Raw genomic sequence first — 20,781 nt, 5'->3', positions numbered from 1 at the left:
TATCTTCTATGCAGTTCCAGCCGCCCACCACCCGTTGCGGGTCCATTACGGTTTTGGAGCTCGTGCTTATATTTTTACCCCTACCTGCACCCACCTGGCCCCTCCCAGCTATGTCTACCTCCACACGTACCCTCGCTCTCATTGCGCACGACGGCAAAAAAGCCGATATGATCTCGTTCGCGCATCATCACGCCGAACAGCTCCGTCAGTTTAACATCATTGCCACCGGGACCACGGGCGGCCTTCTTCAAGACGAGCTCGACCTCACCGTCGATCGCAAAGAGTCCGGCCCGCTCGGAGGCGATGTGCAGATTGCAGCCGACGTGGTCGATGGACTGGTCGATGCGGTTATTTTCTTCATCGATCCGCAGGGCAAGCACCCGCACGAGCCCGACATCCAGACGCTGCTGCGAACCTGCGTGGTCAAAAACACGCCGCTGGCCACCAACGAGCCGACCGCTCGTATGCTGCTGACAACGGAGTTCGTGGCTCCCACCACCGAAGCGACGTAGACGCTACGCCTCCCCCTGCCCGGCTCTTCTCCTTCTACTGATCCTTCGCCAACACAAACGCGCTCATATGCCTCCATTCCTCCTCGCGGCACGACGACGCATGCCGCTGTTCATCATGGGCATGCTGCTGGGCATGGGCATTCTGGGGTGCGACCCGCCCGACACGCCCGAGCCCCCCACCGCGTTTGCCGCTACCTTTACGACCTGGAGCGAGCTGCCCGGCTGGAGCGAGGCGAACGCCGCCCCGGCGGCCGAGGCCATGCTCCGTTCCTGCAGCACTTGGGGCAGCCGCGCTCCCGACGAGGCCATGCACCCCGATCGCGCCTGGTATGGCACCGTCGGGGCCTGGCAGCACGCCTGCATGCGCCTGGCCGAACGCCCCGACTCGGTATCGATCGAACAGCGCTTCTGGCAGCTCTTCCAGCCGATCCAGCTGCACGTACGGAACGCCGAACCGCTCCTCACCGGCTACTACGAGCCGATCCTGAACGGGTCGCGCACACCCATCGGACCCTACACCGAACCGCTACGCGCTCCGCCGCCCGACCTGGTGCGCATTGATCTCAGCGCGTTTCGAGACCGGTTCGAGGATGAAACGCTGCTGGGGCGCGTCGATGGCAACCAGGTGCGTCCGTATTACGACCGCGCGGCCATCGAGGCCGGCGCCCTGCGCGAGCACGACCTTGGCTTCCTCTGGGTCGACAGCCGCGTCGACAAGTTTTTCCTTCAGATTCAAGGCTCAGGACGCATCGAGCTGCGCGACGGGTCGCTCACGCGCGTCGGCTATGCCGGACAGAACGGACAGCCCTACCGGGCCATCGGCCGCGATCTGATCGAGATGGGCGAGGTGCCCCGCGAAGAGATGTCCATGCAGCGCATCCGCGACTGGCTTGCCGCACACCCCGAGCAGGCCGATGACCTCATGAATCGCAACGCCTCGTACATCTTCTTTCAGGAGCGAACCGACCTCGACCCCGAAGACGGGCCCATCGGTTCCCAGGGCGTACCACTCATCCCCGAGCACTCCCTCGCCGTAGACCCCGCCTTCGTTCCCCTCGGCACCCCCGTGTGGATCGACGGCACGGCCCCAACGGCCGCTCCCAACGACACCACCGCTGTACCCTTTCAGCGCCTCATGGTAGCTCAGGACACCGGCGGCGCCATCCGCGGACCGCTCCGCGGCGACGTCTTCTGGGGCAACGGCCCCAACGCCGAAACCCGCGCCGGACGCATGCAGCACCCGGCCCGCTGGTACGTGCTTGTGCCCCGTGCCGTGTTTCTGGGGTCGTAGTACCCTGCCTTATCCGCAAGGTGGGTTCGGGGGGATGCGTGCCGCTCTTCTTTTGAACAGGGTTTCTTTCGCGTACAGGGTACGCCGTCTTCCCTGTAAACCCGCGTCCGGATAAGCGGCCTACATCTTTTCTTGCAATAACAGATGCATCCAGTACAAGGCACTCCAACCGCCCCAACGCAACGCGCCCGCTCATCCCAATCAAGGACAAGCGGGCACATGCAGCATGTTAGGTCTGGAGGGGGTGACCTACGATTCAGGGATCACCTGAATGTCGAGGGTCGCGTCTACTTCAGAATGTAGATTGATGTTTGCCTTATATGTACCGATCACGCGAATGTCTTCGTGCAGCTCGATATCGCGCCGGTCGATTTCGAAGCCCCGGTTGGCGAGCTCCACCGCGATCTGCTGCGTAGTAATGGTACCGAAGATGCGGTTCTCTTCCCCGACTTTCGCCGTGAACACCACCTGCATATCTTCGAGCTCCTCGGCCACGCGCTCGGCCTCTTCTTTCTTAGCGGCCACCTTGCGCGCCGCCTGACGCTGTTCTTCTTTTAGCTGGCGCACGGCCCCTTCTGTAGCGAGGCGCGCCATGCCCTGTGGAATCAGGTAGTTGCGTCCGTATCCGTTGGCCACTTCGTGGACTTCGCCTTTCGAGCCCAGGTGGTCAACGTCTTGAAGTAGAATAACGTCCATAGTGTCGTCTGATAGATAGTAAGTTCAACAACAGAGAGCGGAAAAAGCTATCGCACGTTGTCGGATACGTACGGCAGCAATGCGAGCTGGCGGGCGCGCTTGATGGCGCGCGTGAGCTGGCGCTGCACACGGGCAGGCACGTCGCCTACGCGGCGCGGCAGAATCTTGCCCTGGTTGTTGATGAACTGCTCCAAGAACTCGGTGTCCTTGTAGTCAACGTACTCAACGTGTTCGAAGTCTTGGTCGTTACGAGCCATAATAATGTAGAATCAGATTGTATGGGTACAGCAGAGTCGAGGGAAGGAGACGCTTACGCCTCATCTTCAGCAACTTCGGCGGCTACGTCGGCCGCTGCCTGGGTCTGGCGCTTGTAGTGGCGGATCATCTTCGCATCCATGCGCAGCGTCATGTAGCGGAGGATCTGGTCGTTGAGCTGCAGCTGGCGCTCCAGCTTCGGCACCACGGAACCGGGTGCTTTGAAGTAGAGATTCACGTAGTAGCCGCTGCGCTTCTTGTCGATCTCGTACGCAAGGCGCTGGTTGCCCCACTCGTCGACATACTCAAGCGTACCGTTCTCACGGATGAAGCTGTTTACGGAGTTGACAATGTCGTCAACCTGGTTCTGCTGAGCCACCCCACTGATGATGTAGGTAAGCTCGTACATGTTTTCGGAAGCCATAAGAGAAAATATCCCTGTGGAATGAAACGGATAGTTCATGCCCCGGTCTGTGGCTGCAGGCACCGGTAGGCGCCCGAGAAGCCAGTTGGAGCAGGGATCACAAACGCCGCGTCGATCTGCGCCGCATCGTGACAGCATAGGCATACACACTCACGTACTGAATGTGGCCTTGCTGCGTTGAAATAGTCACGAATTGAATGCACATGTACGCCTCACGTGCTTCACGCTGCACGGGCATCCCCCCTCGGCACACGTTCTGCCCGCGAAACAGGGGAACGAGCCACTTCGAACCGGCGCCTACAACTGAGCCAGCCGCTCGGCATGCTCTTCGGCTTTCAGCGCGTCAAGCACCGGATCCAGGTCGCCCTCGATGATATCGCCCAGCGCGTAGTTCTTGTTGTCGCCTTCCATCCGATGGTCGGTAACCCGGTCTTGCGGAAAGTTGTAGGTGCGGATCTTTGCCGAGCGGTCGCCCGAGCCAATCTGTGAGCGGCGCTCCTCGGCCCGCTCTTCACGCTGCTTCTCCAGCTTCATTTCATAGAGACGCGAACGCAATACCCGCATAGCTTTGTCGCGGTTCTTGTGCTGGCTCTTCTCATCCTGACACGTAACAACCAGTTTCGTAGGAAGGTGCGTGATGCGGATGGCTGAGTCGGTCGTGTTCACCGACTGCCCCCCTGGACCGCTGGCACGGTACGTATCTACGTTGAGCTCGTGAGGTTTGATGTCGATGTCGACCTCCTCCGCTTCAGGCAAGACGGCAACTGTGGCCGCCGACGTGTGGATGCGCCCGCTCGACTCGGTTTCAGGCACGCGCTGCACGCGGTGCACACCGCTCTCATACTTCATCGTACCGAACACCTCGGGGCCGCCCAGGCTAAACGTGATCTCCTTGAAGCCGCCATGCGAGCCATACGACGCGTCAATCACCTCGTGCGTCCACCCCTTTTTCTCCGCATACTTGACGTACATGCGGTAGAGGTCGCCCGCAAAGATAGCAGCCTCGTCGCCGCCGGTGCCTGCACGAATTTCGATGATCGCGTTCTTGCGATCCTCCGGGTCTTTCGGAATAAGCTTGTCCTTCAGGTCAGCCTCTACCTCGGGCAGACGGTCGTTCAGCTTTCTGAGTTCGTCCTGTGCCAGATCGGCCATCTCACCCGACTCATCCGACACCATCTCTTTCAGATCGCTACGCTCGCTGAGCAAGTTCTCGTACGTGTTGATCGCTTCAATGACCTCACGCAGCTGGCCATGCTCTTGTCCGAGCTCCGACATCTTCTGCGGGTCCGTAGCAATCTCCGGATCGGCCATCATCTGCTCGATCTCGTCGAATCGGTTTTTAATCTTGTCCAGCTTCTCCAGCTCGATCATACACAGCGCAAAGACTCGTGGCAAAATAACGGGGCAATCCAACGAGAAGCCCCGCACACGGGTTCGTCGCCGTGGCGAGGCTTCGCTTCTTTTACGAATGAAGGGGGGCTTATGGGGCATGCCCAGAGCGAAGGGCATCCGCAGCGGCACCGCGTGAGGTAGCTTTACTCCACCGTCACGCTCTTAGCCAGATTGCGCGGCTGGTCTACGTCACACCCCCGCATCACAGCGATGTGATACGACAGCAGCTGCAGCGGCACCACCGCAAGCAGCGGCGAGAGAAACTCTTGTGTTTTAGGGATGCGAAGCACATACTCACAGAGCTCATCCAGGTCGCCGTTGCCCTCATCGGTAATCGCGATGACGGACCCGTCGCGTGCCGCTACTTCCTCAATGTTTGAGACAACCTTGTCGTAGGTGCTGTCTTTCAGTGCAATGAAGACCACCGGCATGAACCGATCGATCAGCGCGATCGGCCCGTGCTTCATCTCGGCAGCCGGGTAGCCCTCGGCATGGATGTATGAGATCTCTTTCAACTTGAGGGCCCCCTCCAGCGCAACGGGGAAGTTAAACCCGCGCCCGAGGTACAGGAAGTTCGAGGAGTAGCGATAGATGTTCGCCATCTTCTCGATCTGCCCGTCCATTTCAAGCGTGGTACGCACTTTATCCGGGATTGAGGCGAGCGCGTGGACAGCGTCGGCAAACTCGGCGTTGCTAAGCGTACGTCCTTCAGCCATCTTGAGCGCGATCATGGCCAGCACCAGCACCTGAGCGGTAAATGCTTTCGTTGACGCCACACCAATTTCAGGACCGGCATGCAGATACACACCCGCGTCTGTCTCGCGGGCAATCGTGGAGCCAACGACGTTGCAGACGCCGAGACAGAGAATACCCTGCCGTTTGGCTTCGCGTACGGCTGCCAGCGTATCGGCGGTTTCGCCGCTCTGCGAAATAACAAGGACGACATCGCCGTCTCGCAAGATCGGATTCCGATAGCGGAACTCGCTGGCATATTCGACCTCGACGGGCGTACGTGCGAAATGCTCGATGAGATATTCTCCGACGAGAGCCGAGTGCCATGACGTACCGCAGGCGGCAATAATGACGCGGTCGGCATCGCGCAGCTTATCCATCACATCGTGTAGCCCGCCCAGAACAATTTTGTTTTCCTCAGGCAACACGCGTCCACGCATGGCATCTTCGAGCGCGGTCGGCTGCTCCATGATCTCTTTCTGCATGAAGTGTTCGTATCCCCCCTTCTCGATCTCCCCGAGCGTCCACTCCAGTTCATGCACCTCCTTCTCAAGCGGTACGTTTTCAATAGTACGCACCTGGTAGCCCCCCCGACGGATCGTCACGATCTCTCCGTCGCTCAGGTACACGACCTGACGCGTGTGCTCAACGAGCGGAGCAGCATCAGACCCCAGGAAGTACTCCCCATCGCCAATGCCAATAAGTAGCGGACTTCCTTTGCGGGCTGCGATCAGCAGGTCGGGGTCCGACGCAGAAACCACCGCGATGCCGTACGTACCAATGACCTGCGTGAGAGCCTGCCGTACCGCTTCGGGAAGGTCAAGCCCTGTTTCGTCCTGCACCTCTTCAATGAGGTAGACGAGCACTTCAGTGTCGGTGTCGCTCTGGAAGGTGTACCCTTTCTCTTTGAGGCGCCTGCGCAGCACGGTGTAGTTCTCGATGATGCCGTTGTGCACCAAAGCAAAGGTGCCATCGGAGCTTACATGAGGATGTGCATTACGATCGCTGGGGGGGCCGTGGGTCGCCCAACGCGTATGTCCAATACCGAGCGAACCGGTGATTGGCGCGCTTTCAAGTGCTGAGGCAAGCTCATTCACCTTGCCCTCACGCTTTGTGGTGTGGAGCGTGTCTCCATCCACGATAGCTACGCCTGCCGAGTCGTACCCGCGGTACTCAAGACGCTGCAGGCCTGTCATCAAAATTTTTTCGGCCTGCTTTTCACCGATGTATCCAACAATTCCGCACATAGTCGTCGTTTAGTTGTGTAAAAGAAGGAGGGGCGTCCTCATGAGATAGTGTACAACAAGATATAGGCCACATACACCAACCGAGGGAAGTTAGTGCGTACACAGTAACGTAACACAAGACTGCGAATGCAACTGTGGATGCATCCTTATTGGCTCTTTAATAACGGTCGAGAGAGAATTTTTCGCCGAGGTAGCGCTTCCGGACCTCAGGATCTGCAGCAAGTTCTTCTGCCGTACCCTGCTTTAATATGCGGCCTTCATACAAAAGGTAGGCACGGTCGGTGATCGCGAGCGTTTCGTGAACGTTGTGATCGGTAATCAACACGCCAATGCCCCGCTCCTTAAGTCCACCAACGATCTCCTGGATGTCTTCTACGGCAATGGGGTCTACGCCCGCAAACGGTTCGTCGAGTAGGAAGAAGTTTGGTTCTGTGGCCAGTGCCCGAGCGATTTCCGTGCGGCGGCGCTCACCGCCGGAGAGCGAATATCCCTTTGAGTTGCGTACGCGATCAAGCCCAAACTCGTCGAGCAGCGACGCCACTCGGTGGTGCCGCTCCTCTTTACTGATCGACTGAAATTCGAGTACAGCGTGCAGGTTGTTCTCAACAGTGAGCTCCCGAAATACGGAGGTCTCCTGCGCCAAGTAGCCGATGCCGCGCCGTGCCCGTTTGTACATGGGCAGTCGGGTAATATCTTCATCGTTGAGAGAGACTCGCCCCTTGTTCGGGCGAACCAGTCCGACCACCATGTGAAACGTTGTGGTCTTGCCTGCGCCATTCGGCCCGAGGAGCCCAACGACCTCCCCTTGGCGGACCTTCAGATCAACTGATTTTACAACGGTGCGCTTCCCGTATCGTTTGGTGAGCCCTTCAGCATGCAACGTGTACGGGTTTTCAATCGACGCCATAAAGGTAGAAGATTTATTTGACACAGCGTTGGTCAGTCCGGCTTCGTTTGGCACATTCGGGGCGGACTGGCTTCAGAGCCTGTTTGGGTTTTGGTTTGCAGGCGAGAGCGAGCGGCAATGCAGCGAAAATTGAACCACGATGGCGGTTCGTAGCCGGGGCTACGGGCCGACACGAAGGCACAGCTCGACTGACGCAAGTATATTGGGGGCAATTTGCACCAGGGGTATAACCTTCGGCCCCACCCTATTGAAGCCGCTCATAGCCCAAATTAATAAATCAAAACAGGCTCTCAGTCCAGAGCAGTTGAACGCCGCATTGTGCCGTTGGCCCCTTGTCTCGGCCTGGAGTCATCAGGTGGACGGCGCACGATCTGTGTGCGTGGCACGTCGAACGACCACCCCTGTTCGACTCGTGCACGAAACCGCTCATCGCTTAGCAGCACGGGCTTGAGTGGCCGTGCATTGGGCGTCCACCGGAAGCCTTCAAGCTGAAACGGGTCGGGGATGAGATGCGGCTCGTAGAGCATGCCCTGTATCCCCGCAAGCACACGCACTCGCTCAAGTGTCTGTTGGTCATCAAATTCGATAACGATCTCATCCCCTGAGGCTTCAGCGCCACGTGCGAGCCGTCCGTCCTCTTCAATAAATCGGATGGTTTCTGCATTGGGGAAGGCGCGGATGGTGCGCAGGTCCCCCTCTCGAAAGGCCGCTGTCATGTTGCGCCCACGCAGCTGCTGGATGCGTTGAAGCACCGTGTCTTCTTCGGCTGCAAACGCATTGCTAAATACGTACAACGAGTCAATAGTCCGGTTACGCACGACCGTGCGCAGCGTGTCGCCATGCACCTGTGCGTTTTCAAACCACGCGTTTGGATCCCCAAAGAGCCGTGACTCCTCAAACGGGGGCGCGGTAGACGTATCGGGACGTACAGTACGATCGTAGACAAGCGAGTCGGCATCTGCAGCGATTTCACGCTGCCATACGCGCACGTCCTCGATTGCTGTGAGGCGGTTTAGCGTATCGCTGCGCTGGGCCAGCAGGCGGTCGGCATCTACGATAACGGTATCGCTGGGCGCTCCCATGGAGTCGGCACGCACCTGCACCATGAGTGCGTTGCCGCGCACGTCGCTGCGGCGCTCATCCTCGTCGTTGATCGCGGTGTCTCCAAAGAGCCAGGTGCGGGTATCCTCCTCATCATCGTCGACTGGAGCGCCTTCGGGATCGATAGCAGCTGCTCCCGGGTCGCGGTCAATAAATACGCGCCCAAAAGCCTCGGAGCGGCGACGGTCGCGGTAGTACGAGAGGGAGTCTGCTTCGAGCCACGAGGCCGGATCATCGAGCGTAACGTTTCCAGCGAAATCGGCCCGGCGCTCAGGAGACAGGTAGGTGCCCCGGTCGCTGCGTAGCACGGCTGTGCTATCTTCAAGCTCGACGGCCTGCTCGAACACAGCGCGGCGCTCATCGAAGAAGTAGATGGCTTCGCTTGAGCGCACCTCGACGTCGCCGTCGGTGAGTTCTACGTTCCCGAAAGCGAATCCGAGATCGTTGCGCCGTTCGTATCGCACGGTATCGGCCCGCAGGGTATCGGGGCCTTCCACAATCTCTACAGCGCGCAGAAAGAGAAACTCGTCGCGATCCAGATAGCGAAATGCCTTTTCCGAACGCAGTTCGGTGGAGTCCTGCTTCACAAATACATCTCCGATCAGCTCTTGCACACGTTCATCATCGATAACCTGCGCACTGAGCGAATCAGCTTCTACGTAAGCGCGCGAACGGGTTGTGTCGGAGGCTGCAGGGTCTGTCTGCTGAGCGCGTGCTTCACCGAGAAGGAAACTTCCTGTAAGCACCATGATCGCCATACCCAGTACCACGATGCGCATCCCCCATGCCCTACAGCAGACCTGGAGGCATCGCGCGATGCGCGCAATAACAACAATGCGCGCAATGTAAGCAGGGAGGCGAAGTAGCTTCATGAAGCAAGGGCGACTGTTCGTGATTTCATGACAGAAGCCTCAAACAGGCTCTAAAGCTTTTTAACGCAGGGGCAAGCGCTATTCTTCATCATCCAGGTCGACTTCAGCAGCGAAGCGCCCGATCTGGTACGAAGACAGATCCTCGTCGGCAACGATACCACGTCCGTTGAGCGTTTCGTTGGGCGTTACGATACGCACGTAGCGAGACGAGCGCACCCGGCGGTCGCTCTGCCGCCACACCACATGCTCGCTGTACAGCTCGCGATCGGCGGTGCGAATCACGACGTTGCCGTATGCGTCGGCGCGCCCCTCGCGGGCGAAGTAGAGCAAGCTATCGGCCGCGATGGTAGCGGAGGAATCGCCCTCCGGCGAAAAAAGCTGAACGTGAATGCGTGTTGTCATGTCTCCTTCGGGACCGCGCAGTACGGAGTAGGTGCTGTCCGACGTTTCGTATTGAAACATGCGAGGCCCCGAGAGGATCGCGCGCTCGCGACGCCCTTCGTGCAACACAATATGCGGATCGTATGTAATCTGCACAGGTCGTAGCTCGCGGTCGGCTTCCAACGCCTCGGGAGGCATTCCGCTACGGCGCTCGCATCCGGTAAGTCCTGCAATAACGATCGCACCGATACAAATTTTCACAATAACGGCAGCGAAACGGTCAATCAATATGAGATCTTTACTTCTGTGCACTGTTTAAAATAGCTTCAATTTGTATTCTACATGTGTACAGTGGGTTGCATGAAGTTTGCTTCTGACTTATTTCTACTGAACGGCTCTTTGTAACACGCTGCCTGCAGGTCTGCACCCCTTCGCTACTCACCCTCTAATCAAATACGCTAAAATGAGCTTTCACACCCGACCGGTGTCAGACGACACCCTTGTTGTTACTGTGGGCGACACGCTTGATTTTCGCAATGCAGAGGCTTTCAAAGACGCTGTTCATCCTCCGATCGACGATGGCAAGCGCAACTTCATTCTCGACTTTTCGGATACCGACGTCCTCGACTCTTCGGGGCTTGGTGCAGTGTTCTCGTTATATCGTCGCGTAGCCACGCACAACGGTACGGTCGTTTTTGCAGGCAGCTCAGAGCCTGTGCGTGTTGTGGTTGAACTTACACGCACCTACAAGGTGTTTCCTCAGTATGATTCGGTTGCCGATGCGCAGGCCGACCTGACTTAACGATTGCTTCTATGAGCCTGCTTTTCCAACGGACGTATACCGACCCGGACGGAGCGCTTGATGATGTGCGCGCTGTCCTGCGCCAGTCGTGGCCGACCTCTGAATCGGCTTCGGGGAGCCATGTGCCCCCTTCACGTACGCGTCATTACCTGCAGCTTGTTCTGCACGAATGGCTGGCCAACCTCATGCGTCATGCTACATTTTCAGGTGTTCCGCGCATCTCTGTGCGCGTGTCGCTCTCAGAAACGTTGGCTCGCTGCGAGGTTGCCGACAACTCTACGGGGTTCGACCTGGAAGCGTCGCTTTTTGAGATGCAATCCAACACCCTTCCCTTACCTGAATCCCAGATGGGACTTCGCATCATTGACGCATGCGCAACTGATGTATCGTATCGGTCACGTCCTCCTGCGGAATACCAGTTCACGGCTTCAATTCCCTATGATCATGACCCATGGATGAACGTACTATTTTAATCGTTGAAGATGATGCCACGTTACGCGAACTGCTCTCCTACCGTCTTGAGAGTCACTGTGCTGTCGTTACCGCTGTCGACGGCGTTGACGCGCTCGACAAAATTTCGGACCGGCGCCCTGACCTCATCATCTCTGACGTAATGATGCCGCGCATGGATGGGTTTACCCTGCTCGAGGAGCTGCAGACGCAGCCCGACACACGCGCAATCCCGTTCATTTTTCTGACAGCCCGAACCGACGAGGACGCTCACATGACGGGCATGCGTCTGGGTGTAGATGACTTTATTACGAAGCCCTTCGACATGAAACAGCTTGTGTCGCGTGCGAAGCGGCTTCTTGAACGCGTTGAGGTCTTCAGCAACCGGCTGGATACCCAGCTGGGGCACGATTTCTCGCAGCGCCTTATGCCTGATGCGCTCCCTGAGATGCGCGGCCACGAGCTCGTTGTACGATACGAGCCGAGTGAGCAGGGCGGTGGTGACTTGCTCGACTGGAGCCAGTTGGATGACGGGCGGTACTTTTTTGCAATCGGTGATGTGATGGGAAAAGGCCTGCAGGCCAAGTTCTATGCCTACAGTTTCCTGAGCTACGTGCGGGCCAGCCTGCGTGCTCGGTTAGATGACGTTCCAGCCCCAGCCGATATGATGGCCCACATAAACACGCTCCTGCTTGAGGATCAGGTCCTCACCGACACATTCGCGTCCTTTCTTCTCTTTGTGTGGGATCCTAACGCGCACACAGTCACTTTCTCGAATGCCGGGCACTGCCGGCCTCTTCTTGTTGATGAGAATGCAAGCACGCTTGTCGAGGATAGCGACATTCTCCTGGGGCTTACACCTGACACCTCATTTTCGCAACACACCCTCACCCTCGATCCCGGCACGGCGTTCGTCGCATACACCGATGGATTGCTGGAACAGCCGACGCGTGAAGGGTCGACCCTGGGCGAGGAGGGCATTCGGGCGCTCACCCAAGAGGCTTATCGGTCAGATCATCCCGTTGATGCAATCTGGGACGGAGCGCTTAAACGGTCGCCGTGGTCTCACTATAAGGATGATACACTGATTTTCTGGCTCAAGCGCACCGCCGACACCTCCACGTCGGTGGCTCGTGTTTCCGGGTCGATCAACTCATAACGTTGAGCGGAAGCGCACCCGCTCAACGCCGCAAAAAAAACAGCCCGTAAAGAACACCGGTAACTCGGGCTTACTCTTCATGCCTGCTCATGCGTGCACTCATGCACACAACTCCATGTACACACCTGTGCCACTCTGTGTGCATGGCTACATGACTTCCGCAATCTCTTCTTTTTCAGGAGGCTGTACGGGGACCGGCTCAAGCGGCTCGTAGTCTCTTTTCAGGAGTGCGTAGTGATCTTTGTCCCAGAACTGCTCATCTCTGAACAGATACTCACGTGCAGTCCCCTCATGCTTAAACCCTGAGCCGCGCACCAGGCGTGTCCAGGCATCGTTGAACTCAAATGTTTCAGCGCTCACGCGATGCAGCCCCACCTTGTCAAAGCAGAGGCTGAGCAACAAGCTCATGGCCCCTCGTCCATATCCGCTCCCCCAGTATGAGCGGTTTCCAATCGTAATGCTGATGCGGCCATGCGCGTTAGAGGGGCTGATACCGTAGAGCGACGCAACGCCAATCAGTTCCTCTTCTGCAATGCTGTGAATCTCAAACGCGTAGTGCGTCTCTTCCGGGCTGTCGCAGAGCTGCTCAAACCGGCGCTTGAACGTACCGAACGACTCTTTTTGGAAAGGTACTTCGCTGTCGAGCCGGTTAAGTTCAGGGTCGTTGTTCCACCGAAAGTGCGTGTGTATGTGGTCGCGGTGCAGTGCGGTAAGCCGTACATCGGGACCTGCCTGTGGTACCAGGGCTTGCATCTCTGGAAAGTCAATCATGATGGAAGCGCTTCCAAATGAACTAAAAAAAAACGACGAGCGTCTATCTTCTTAAGGTATGACGCTCGTTACACAGTGTACATAGCATGTGGGGCACCTGCAAGCATATTCTTCCTTACCCTATGCAAGGTATGGCGCAGCTCCCCCCTACTTATTGTCTTACTATGCAGGGGATACAGGCTACTTAATTCAATGTATGACAGCTATTGTGCCAGATGAATATGGCAGTCAGATGCAGACATCATGTACACCTATAATAGGAAGGCGCCGCCCCAGCAACTGGATCGGCGCCTTTTGTTCTATATCACAATATTTGCTTTCCTACCGTACGTACTTGGCGGTCCGGACGGGACTCGAACCCGCGACCTCTGCCGTGACAGGGCAGCATTCTAACCAACTGAACTACCGGACCGTCTGTTTTTGTACTATCTGTTTTTGTACAGAAATCGCTTTCCGCGGTGCTCTGTGGTCAGGGGCGGATTCGAACCGCCGACACACGGCTTTTCAGGCCGTTGCTCTACCACCTGAGCTACCTGACCAAATCGGATTCACATGTAAAGAACTACGCTTGTAGCAATCAAGTGCAAACGCATAGTTTCATGTCGAGTTCAACGACCTTCGCTTTTCGTGTCTTACGCGCTGCTCTCGGCTTTCTTCGCGTGGCCGGAGCCGGACGATCGTGCGCCCCACATAAGTTTACGGCGCAGCGTGTCGAACACGTGCGTGCCATCCAGCTTGACAAGGTTGACTGAATGAGCGGCCCGTCGTACCGTAAATACTATATTGGGTTCCTTGAACTCTGTGCTGACTCCATCGACGGCAAACACATAAGGGCGATCCGGATTGCATACCTCTGCGGTAATTGTTGCTGTAGCTGGCAGCACAATGGGCCGCACCGAAAGCGTATGCGGCGCAATCGGTGTGATGATTACGACGCCTGTTTCGGGCATTAAAATAGGCCCCCCGGCAGAGAGCGAGTATGCCGTTGACCCTGTGGGCGTGGAAAAGATAATCCCATCGGCCCAGTAGGTGTTCAGGCACTCACCGTTTACCGTCACGCCTATGCGCAAAAGCCCTGCTGCCCCGCTGCGATTGATCACACACTCATTTAGCGCCCAGTTACGACCGAGCACTTTCTCGCCCGCGTCCACTTCCATTACCATACGGGGACTGATACGGTAGTCCCCGCGCTCCAGTGCGTCAATCGCACGCGCCACCTGGTCGTGCTCCACATCGGCCAGGAAGCCCAGGCGCCCGATGTTAATTCCCACAAGCGGAGTATCTGACGGGCTCACCGCATGGGCGGTACGCAGAAGCGTGCCGTCGCCTCCGAAAGAAAACACGATGTTAGCCTGGCGTCCTACGTCCTTCACGCTCGGGGCCACGCATCCCTCTTTTACCGGTGCTCCCCGTTCGGCGCGGCCCTTCGCAAGATCCGGCGCCAACCGGTACGACAGCTCGCGTTCTTTCAGCAGCCCGAGTACATGGTCGAGGAGCGGCCACACGTCAGGCTTGTTCGGATTGCCGGTAATGCCGTAAATCATAGGGGGTGCGAGGACACGTAGTTGAACGTATGGTTCATTGCAAGCACGGATGTAACGCTTCCTTGCCTGTCGCGTACACATAGCGTGTGCGATCGGTCCCCTTTACCAACGTGTCTGCTCATGCTCTCGCTTCTCCGCCGCTACGCCGACTGGCTGCACATGCAGTGGCCCGACGGCGACGTATCTCGCCTGCCCCGTGTCGACGAACACTACCAGACCAATGTAGACGGGGTGTACGTCGTGGGCGACCTGGCCGGCGTTCCTCTGCTCAAGTTTTCGCTCGACAGCGGCACGAAGGCCGTGCGTCACATCGCCGACGACTCTTCGTTTACCCCCGGCGCTCAAGAGGATGCCTACGACGTTGTTATTCTTGGAGCGGGGGCCTCAGGCATGGCCGCAGCACGTGAAGCAGAAAGTCAGGGCCTTTCGTACGTGGTACTGGAGGCGACCAAGCGGTTTGCCACGATCAAAGACTTCCAGCAGGGCAAGCCCATCTACACGTATCCCAAAAACATGACACCGGAGGGCGCCATTCAGGTGTCGGCTCCCGTCAAAGAAGAACTGGTCGAGGAGCTGGAAGCGCAGACCAGCGATGTCGACGTGCAAACAGGCGAGGCGCATCGCATTGACCGGCGGGGCGGGCGCCTGGAGGTGGTGTGCACCGATGACGCGCGTATCGCGGCGCAGCGCGTGGTCGTGGCTATTGGACGCGGCGGCGCGTTTCGTGAACTGGGGGCCCCCGGCGAAGAGCGCGACCACGTGCAGCATCGCCTGAACGACCCGACGAAGTATGCGGACTATCCTGTTACCGTGGTCGGCGGAGGCGACTCGGCCCTGGAGGCAGCTATTGCCCTCACCGAAGCGGGGGCTGATGTCACCCTCTCCTATCGCCGCGAGTCCTTCTTTCGCCCGAAAGAGGAGAACATCAACCGCGTCTATGAACTCGCCTCGTATAGCCGCACCGGCTCGCTTACGCTCAAGATGAACACGGAGGTGGAGCGCATCGACGAGGAGGCGGTGGTGCTACGCCACAACGAAGACCCCACCGAGCGCGTCTCGGCTCAGCAGGTCTTTGCCATGATCGGACGCGAGGCTCCGCTCGACTTCTTTCGACGCTCCGGTATCACCATTCGTAATGACTGGGGCACGTTTCCTGACTCGCTCTCCGATGCCGTGCGCGACCTGAGCTGGCTTGGCACGCTCCGGTGGAAGCGCATCGGTGCCATGAGTGCCTTTCTCGCGCTGATGGTGGTCGTGTTTAGCTGGAAAGACGGCGGGTGGCTCGGACAGCTGGCCGAATCGGCCAACGCGTTTCCCTTCTGGCTCGATGATGTTTTTGCTGCCACTGAGCCCACAAGCCTCATCGGAGTGCTCTCGATCTCGCTGCAATCGCCTTCGTTCTACTACACGTTCGTGTACTCGGCAGTGGTGGTAATCTATGGATACCGGCGCATTAGGCGGCGAAAAACGCCGTACATCACCGTGCAGACAATCACGCTGGCTGCTATTCAGGTGATGCCGCTGTTTCTGCTGCCGGAGCTGATTCTCCCGTATCTGGGAGCCAACGGACTCCTCCCCGCCGGTTTTTTGGATGCCCTGTTCCCTACCACGGAGTGGTCGGCACACGGACGCGAATACTGGCGCGCCTACGGCTTTATCCTTGCCTGGCCGCTTCTGGTCTACAACGTGTTCACGCAAGACCCGCTCTTCTGGTGGCTTCTCATCTGCTTCGTGCAGACGTTCGTGCTCATTCCCGGTATGATCTACTACTGGGGGAAGGGGGCCTACTGCGGCTGGATCTGCTCCTGTGGCGCCCTTGCTGAGACGGTTGGCGACGAGCACCGCGACAAGATGCCCCACGGCGAGTGGACCAACAAGCTCAACTTTGCCGGGCAGATCATCATGGTTGTTGCGTTTGTGATGCTGTTCTGGCGCATCGGCGGGTGGATCTGGCCCGGTGGGTGGATGGAGGCTACCTTCAACGCGATGCTCTCGGGCGGCCTGTTCGGATTCGGCATCTTGAGCTATGCCTGGTTTGTGGATGTACTGCTCGCAGGCATGCTGGCGCTGGGCGTCTACTTCTGGCTGAGCGGACGCGTATGGTGCCGCTTTTTCTGTCCGCTGGCGGCGCTGATGCATATCTACCACCGCTTCAGCCGCTTTCGCATCCTCGCCGACAAAGACAAGTGCATCTCCTGCAACGTGTGTACGAGCGTGTGCCACCAGGGCATCGACGTAATGAGCTTCGCACAGCAGGGCAAACCGATGGAGGATCCGCAGTGCGTGCGCTGCTCCGCGTGCGTGCAGAGTTGCCCCACCGGCGTGCTCTCATTTGGCCAGGTGGATACGTCCACAGGCCAAGTCATCAGCCGCGATTCGCTGGAAGCGTCGCTTGCGCGCATTCAGGAAGAGGCCGCACAAGAGCAGGCGCAGCAGCAAGAAGCGCAGGGCGTGTAGCGCTGCCGGAGGCTGAACCGACCGGTCTTGCTCCTTTTGCTGGTTGCTCTTGTCCGGTTGCCCCATGCATCTGCGCGTACCCTGATAGGATAATTGCGCTTCCACCAAAAAGCTGATCGCCCATGCATTTCATAGTAGCGGTATTTCTTTCCGTTCTTACGCTCGGGGTGGTTGTCCCAGAGCCCCATTTCCCTGAATCGTTGTCAGAGACTGCGTGCGACGACTTTGAGGTGAAGGCAGTGTCAGAGGTAGCGGCAATCGGTGCGCTTAGCGTAGAGCGGGGGCCGTTCGACGTTAGAGCGACGCGGCTGGTTGGGTGCATCGAAAACCGGGGCAACGATCGGCTGCACCGTCCTCAGTTGATCTATACCGTTACGCCCGAGCCCGAAAGAACAGGCAACCCACTTACCATGATTACAGAGGGAATCGCCCCTGGCGAAACGGGGCGGTTTTACGCTCTTGTGTTTCCGCTGCGGGACCAAACACATAATGGTACAGGCGAAGCATCCATTACAATTCAGAGACTGTATATGAACCAGCCCGTTTACGAAGGTGGGGAAGAGCGGAAGCAGATGTTTGACCTTGCTCCTCCTATCGAAATGGCATATCCGGACCTTCCGCTTCCCAACAATGGGTAGCGGTTCAATATTAAGTGATTGACATGTGGTTTACATCATCGCAACCTGCTCAAACCCCCTCTGTCTGCCGACATCTCCCCCTTGGGAAAGGGGGAGAAACCCGTAGGGAGAGGGGGTTCAAAAAAGACAAAGCCGTGATGGCCAATCGCCTTATCATTTAGCGTCTATCCACTACCCAACAATGAAATGCACGCTACCTGTAGCACGTATCCTACCGATTACGGTAGTGGTGCTGTGGGCCTCCGTGATATGCAACTCGTTGAAGTGTATGACCAAACGCAGATTGCCGGGTGTCTTGTCAACGGGCTTGATGAGTACATTGCAGATGGCCCCAGACCACATGTGAGCGTCAGCTACGGCGGGACGCCTGCCGATCCTGGTCGCCCCCCACGGCGTACTTGGGGAGGCATGAGCCACCTTACGCTTCCTGAAGCGCTTGCTCCCGGACATGCTTCGGTGTTTGTCTCGCAGTTCGATGTACCCGATGACATGGCGCGTATTGAAGTAAGGCTTACCAAGTGGACTGCAAGCGGCGAAATGAATGTGTCGGTCGATGAACTCAGCGACACCGTGGTAATCGAGCGATAACAGTCTCCTTTCTATCGGTCCATTGGTACAAGTTCGGTAACACGGGAAGCAGGTATGCCACTTGATTAAAAAACACTTTGCTTCGTGCTTAGCAGATGCCGTAACCGTAATAGGCACGCCAAAAGAGCAACAGGGTAAGCTCACGCTTACAACTCAGATTACAATAACGGCTCCATATATCCCTGGTGCGATGGGACTGTTCGCCTGCGCGATCCTGGACTTGAATGGGTGCATAATGCCCTGGATCGGTACGTGCCCTCGCTTATAAACGAACGCCCCGCATTTCACCTACATCTAATTTCCTGAACGGACGGTTGCGTGTTACTCCAGGTCGCCGCGGCCGCGGGTGGGCAGAGCGGTGCTGCCGGTGAGGTAGCAGTCGACGGTGCGGGCGCACTCGCGTCCGTCGGCGATGGCCCAGACCACGAGCGAGGCCCCGCGCGTGGCATCGCCCGCCGAGAAGATACCGGGCGTGTTGGTGGTGTAGTCGGCATCGGTGGCAACACGGCCCCGGTCGTCGAGCGCCACATCAAGCGGATCGAGCAGGGCCTCGCGCTCGGGCCCCTCGTAGCCGATGGCAAGCAGCACCAGATCCGCCGGGCGCGTGCGCTCGGTATCGGCGATCCGCTCCTTGCGGCGCTGCCCGTTGTCGCGGTGCCAGCGGACATCGGCGCAGCGGATGCGCTCGACGTGGCTGTCGCCTTCAAACGCGATCACGTCGGTATTCCAGACGCGCTCCACGCCTTCCTCATGCGAGATGCTGACGGTGAGCGTGCCGGGTGCAAACGGCCAGGGATTTTCGTTGGGACGCTCGGTGGGCGGCTGCGGCCCGTGGGTGATATTGGTGATAGACGCGGCGCCCTGCCGGTGTGCGGTGCCGATGCAGTCGCTGGCGGTGTCGCCGCCCCCCAGCACAACGACATGCTTGCCGGTAGCATCGATCTCGGGAAGGTAGTCCAGGTCGGGCGCGTCGCCGTCGGTGGCTACGTGGCTGTGGCGGTGCAGATACGGCCAGGCGAAGTGAATGCCGTCGAGGTCGCGGCCCGGCACCGGCAGGTCGCGCGGACGCAGCGATCCGATGCAGAGCACCACGGCATCGGCGTTGGCGTGTAGCGTGTCGACGGAGCGGTCGACGCCCACCTCCACCCCGCACTCAAACCGGATGCCTTCGGCGCGCAGCAGGTCGATGCGACGGTCGATGATGTGCTGTGGCAGCTTGAAGTTGGGCACGCCCGAGTGCAGAAGTCCACCGGGTCGGTCGTCGCGCTCGTAGACGGTGACAGTGTGACCGGCGCGGTTCAGTTGCTGCGCGCAGGCGAGTCCGGCAGGACCGGATCCCACAACCGCGACCTTGTAGTCCGTGCGCGTGTCGGGCGGATTCGGCTGCACCCATCCTTCGCGGAAGGCGTGCTCAACGATCGCCTGCTCGATCTGCTCTATCGCAACCGGATCCGACACGAGCCCAGCCACACAGGCCGATTCGCACGGGGCCGGACAGATGCGTCCGGTAAACTCCGGGAAGTTATTCGTCGCGGCAAGCTGCTCGTAAGCGGCTTTCCAGTCGCCCTCGCTAACCAGCATGTTCCAATCGGGGATGCGATTGCCCAGCGGACAGCCGGACTGGCAGAACGGCACGCCGCAGTCCATGCAGCGATGCGACTGTGTGCGGGCTTGCTCATCAACGACCGGCAGGTAGACCGGGTCGTTATCCTGCACCCGCTCTTCGACCGAGCGCTTGTGCAGGTCCTCGCGAGGCTGGTGGATGAAGGCTTTGGGATCGGGCATGGGGTAGGGTTGTTGGTTGTGTCCTGGCGAGAGTAAGCCTATTTGAACCGGGGTGTCAACACGTATCCAGTAGAGGGCTGTATCTGGATGCAGACGAGCGCAGCGACTCAGGACCGTAGGGAGCTAAAATCGAACCAGGCGACGCACTCATGTATCAATCTTGGACATCCAGAGGTACCGATGAAAGATCGCAAACTGGTCATTGGGCGTCCGTAGTACTGTGTTGCATGTGATTGTTTGGGCAGTTTGGAAGCACGGAATCCCCCCTCCCCCCTAAATCCCCCTCCTCCGAGGCTACGGTTTATACAGATCTTTTCTTGGTCGTGGTTAAAACGGTTCAAGCATTGTGGTGTCGGGTAGGGGTTGGATGGTACGTGATCGTCTCCGGTCTTGGACACGGGTCCACACGTCATCCTGACGCCGATCGGCGTCAGGATTGCAACGGGGGCTACTCATGCCCTGCATGGTCCTGCGCGTCGTGGCGTTCCCTGTGTGCCTGCAACGCAGCCCCTCCGTAGGCTCGTGTTGAGATGCTTCACTGCGTTCAGCATGACATGGGTGGGAAGGCAGCGCATTCGTCCAGGCGCATCCTCACACCCCGGAGTCATCCTGACGCCTTTAGGCGGAAGGATCTCAACGCCGACTGTCAAGCGTGCATGTTTGCTTCGGTACGTAAACCAGCCACAGTGGGACCTGAAGGCGTTGTGTATAAACCGTAGCTCCTCCGAGGGGGGACTTCATGAGGACGCCCTCTGGTTCTTTCCTCGCCGGGGAGGA

19 protein-coding genes and 2 tRNA genes are annotated in these 20,781 nt (G+C 58.3%); 8 read left to right on the top strand and 13 right to left on the bottom strand.

Going from position 1 to position 20,781, the window contains the following annotated elements:
• The first annotated feature begins 110 nt into the window (after positions 1–110).
• Together ACZ48V_RS08955 and mltA are read left to right on the top strand one after the other, a co-directional pair.
• The gene (locus ACZ48V_RS08955; RefSeq protein ID WP_464538414.1) at positions 111–512 is read left to right on the top strand and encodes a methylglyoxal synthase; all 402 of its coding nucleotides are present in this window, start codon (positions 111–113) and stop codon (positions 510–512) included.
• A 67-nt stretch (positions 513–579) separates the two neighbouring features.
• Entirely contained in the window at positions 580–1,803 is a 1,224-nt protein-coding gene (gene mltA, locus ACZ48V_RS08950) for a murein transglycosylase A (RefSeq protein ID WP_464538413.1), read from the top strand.
• Positions 1,804–2,052: 249 nt separating this feature from the next.
• Here the strand turns inward: mltA and rplI are convergent, their stop codons facing one another.
• The 8 genes from rplI to ACZ48V_RS08910 form a co-directional block, all read right to left on the bottom strand.
• Complete coding sequence (rplI, locus tag ACZ48V_RS08945; RefSeq protein ID WP_464538412.1) at positions 2,053–2,499, bottom strand: 50S ribosomal protein L9; 447 nt, start codon at positions 2,497–2,499, stop codon at positions 2,053–2,055.
• Positions 2,500–2,546: 47 nt separating this feature from the next.
• Positions 2,547–2,756, bottom strand: coding sequence for a 30S ribosomal protein S18 (rpsR, locus tag ACZ48V_RS08940; RefSeq protein WP_464538411.1), 210 nt, complete (start codon positions 2,754–2,756; stop codon positions 2,547–2,549).
• Positions 2,757–2,809: 53 nt separating this feature from the next.
• Positions 2,810–3,178, bottom strand: coding sequence for a 30S ribosomal protein S6 (gene rpsF / locus ACZ48V_RS08935; protein WP_464538410.1), 369 nt, complete (start codon positions 3,176–3,178; stop codon positions 2,810–2,812).
• 297 nt (positions 3,179–3,475) lie between these two features.
• A complete protein-coding gene (gene prfA / locus ACZ48V_RS08930; protein WP_464538409.1) occupies positions 3,476–4,549 on the bottom strand; it encodes a peptide chain release factor 1 in 1,074 nt (357 codons plus the stop codon).
• Between the two features lie 164 nt (positions 4,550–4,713).
• Positions 4,714–6,549: a glutamine--fructose-6-phosphate transaminase (isomerizing) gene (glmS, locus tag ACZ48V_RS08925; RefSeq protein ID WP_464538408.1), complete on the bottom strand. Its 1,836-nt coding sequence runs from the start codon at positions 6,547–6,549 to the stop codon at positions 4,714–4,716.
• 157 nt (positions 6,550–6,706) lie between these two features.
• Complete coding sequence (lptB, locus tag ACZ48V_RS08920; RefSeq protein WP_464538407.1) at positions 6,707–7,456, bottom strand: LPS export ABC transporter ATP-binding protein; 750 nt, start codon at positions 7,454–7,456, stop codon at positions 6,707–6,709.
• Positions 7,457–7,746: 290 nt separating this feature from the next.
• Positions 7,747–9,429: an OstA-like protein gene (locus tag ACZ48V_RS08915; protein ID WP_464538406.1), complete on the bottom strand. Its 1,683-nt coding sequence runs from the start codon at positions 9,427–9,429 to the stop codon at positions 7,747–7,749.
• A 78-nt stretch (positions 9,430–9,507) separates the two neighbouring features.
• Positions 9,508–10,071: an LptA/OstA family protein gene (locus tag ACZ48V_RS08910; RefSeq protein WP_464538405.1), complete on the bottom strand. Its 564-nt coding sequence runs from the start codon at positions 10,069–10,071 to the stop codon at positions 9,508–9,510.
• A 202-nt stretch (positions 10,072–10,273) separates the two neighbouring features.
• Here ACZ48V_RS08910 and ACZ48V_RS08905 point away from each other — a divergent pair, with 202 nt between their 5' ends.
• Genes ACZ48V_RS08905 through ACZ48V_RS08895 form a run of 3 tightly spaced genes read left to right on the top strand, consistent with a single transcriptional unit; the run spans position 10,274 to position 12,221 of the window.
• Positions 10,274–10,612 (top strand): STAS domain-containing protein, encoded by a 339-nt coding sequence (locus tag ACZ48V_RS08905; RefSeq protein WP_464538404.1) that lies wholly within the window; start codon positions 10,274–10,276, stop codon positions 10,610–10,612.
• Between the two features lie 11 nt (positions 10,613–10,623).
• Positions 10,624–11,085 (top strand): ATP-binding protein, encoded by a 462-nt coding sequence (locus ACZ48V_RS08900; protein WP_464538403.1) that lies wholly within the window; start codon positions 10,624–10,626, stop codon positions 11,083–11,085.
• The gene (locus ACZ48V_RS08895; protein WP_464538402.1) at positions 11,064–12,221 is read left to right on the top strand and encodes a PP2C family protein-serine/threonine phosphatase; all 1,158 of its coding nucleotides are present in this window, start codon (positions 11,064–11,066) and stop codon (positions 12,219–12,221) included. The genes ACZ48V_RS08900 and ACZ48V_RS08895 overlap by 22 nt, the downstream gene beginning before the upstream one ends.
• A 147-nt stretch (positions 12,222–12,368) precedes the next feature.
• Here ACZ48V_RS08895 and ACZ48V_RS08890 read toward each other — a convergent pair whose 3' ends face one another.
• The 4 genes from ACZ48V_RS08890 to ACZ48V_RS08875 form a co-directional block, all read right to left on the bottom strand.
• Positions 12,369–12,992 (bottom strand): GNAT family N-acetyltransferase, encoded by a 624-nt coding sequence (locus ACZ48V_RS08890; RefSeq protein ID WP_464538401.1) that lies wholly within the window; start codon positions 12,990–12,992, stop codon positions 12,369–12,371.
• Positions 12,993–13,327: 335 nt separating this feature from the next.
• Positions 13,328–13,404 (bottom strand) — tRNA-Asp (locus ACZ48V_RS08885).
• 54 nt (positions 13,405–13,458) lie between these two features.
• Positions 13,459–13,531 (bottom strand) — tRNA-Phe (locus tag ACZ48V_RS08880).
• A 93-nt stretch (positions 13,532–13,624) separates the two neighbouring features.
• Positions 13,625–14,536 (bottom strand): NAD(+)/NADH kinase, encoded by a 912-nt coding sequence (locus ACZ48V_RS08875; RefSeq protein ID WP_464538400.1) that lies wholly within the window; start codon positions 14,534–14,536, stop codon positions 13,625–13,627.
• A 120-nt stretch (positions 14,537–14,656) separates the two neighbouring features.
• Between ACZ48V_RS08875 and ACZ48V_RS08870 the strand changes: the two genes are divergently transcribed.
• The 3 genes from ACZ48V_RS08870 to ACZ48V_RS08860 all read left to right on the top strand — a co-directional run bounded on the left by ACZ48V_RS08870 (position 14,657) and on the right by ACZ48V_RS08860 (position 18,219).
• Positions 14,657–16,993: an FAD-dependent oxidoreductase gene (locus ACZ48V_RS08870; RefSeq protein ID WP_464538399.1), complete on the top strand. Its 2,337-nt coding sequence runs from the start codon at positions 14,657–14,659 to the stop codon at positions 16,991–16,993.
• 122 nt (positions 16,994–17,115) lie between these two features.
• On the top strand, positions 17,116–17,631 hold the full coding sequence (locus ACZ48V_RS08865; protein WP_464538398.1) for a hypothetical protein: 516 nt from the start codon (positions 17,116–17,118) through the stop codon (positions 17,629–17,631).
• A gap of 186 nt (positions 17,632–17,817) precedes the next feature.
• Positions 17,818–18,219: a hypothetical protein gene (locus ACZ48V_RS08860; RefSeq protein WP_464538397.1), complete on the top strand. Its 402-nt coding sequence runs from the start codon at positions 17,818–17,820 to the stop codon at positions 18,217–18,219.
• Positions 18,220–18,540: 321 nt separating this feature from the next.
• On the opposite strand, the gene ACZ48V_RS08855 is transcribed toward ACZ48V_RS08860, so the two are convergent.
• Complete coding sequence (locus ACZ48V_RS08855; RefSeq protein ID WP_464538396.1) at positions 18,541–20,004, bottom strand: glutamate synthase subunit beta; 1,464 nt, start codon at positions 20,002–20,004, stop codon at positions 18,541–18,543.
• Positions 20,005–20,781 lie beyond the last annotated feature (777 nt).

The organism is Longimonas haloalkaliphila, from assembly GCF_055379825.1.
This window is presented reverse-complemented; position numbering and strand designations above follow the sequence as displayed.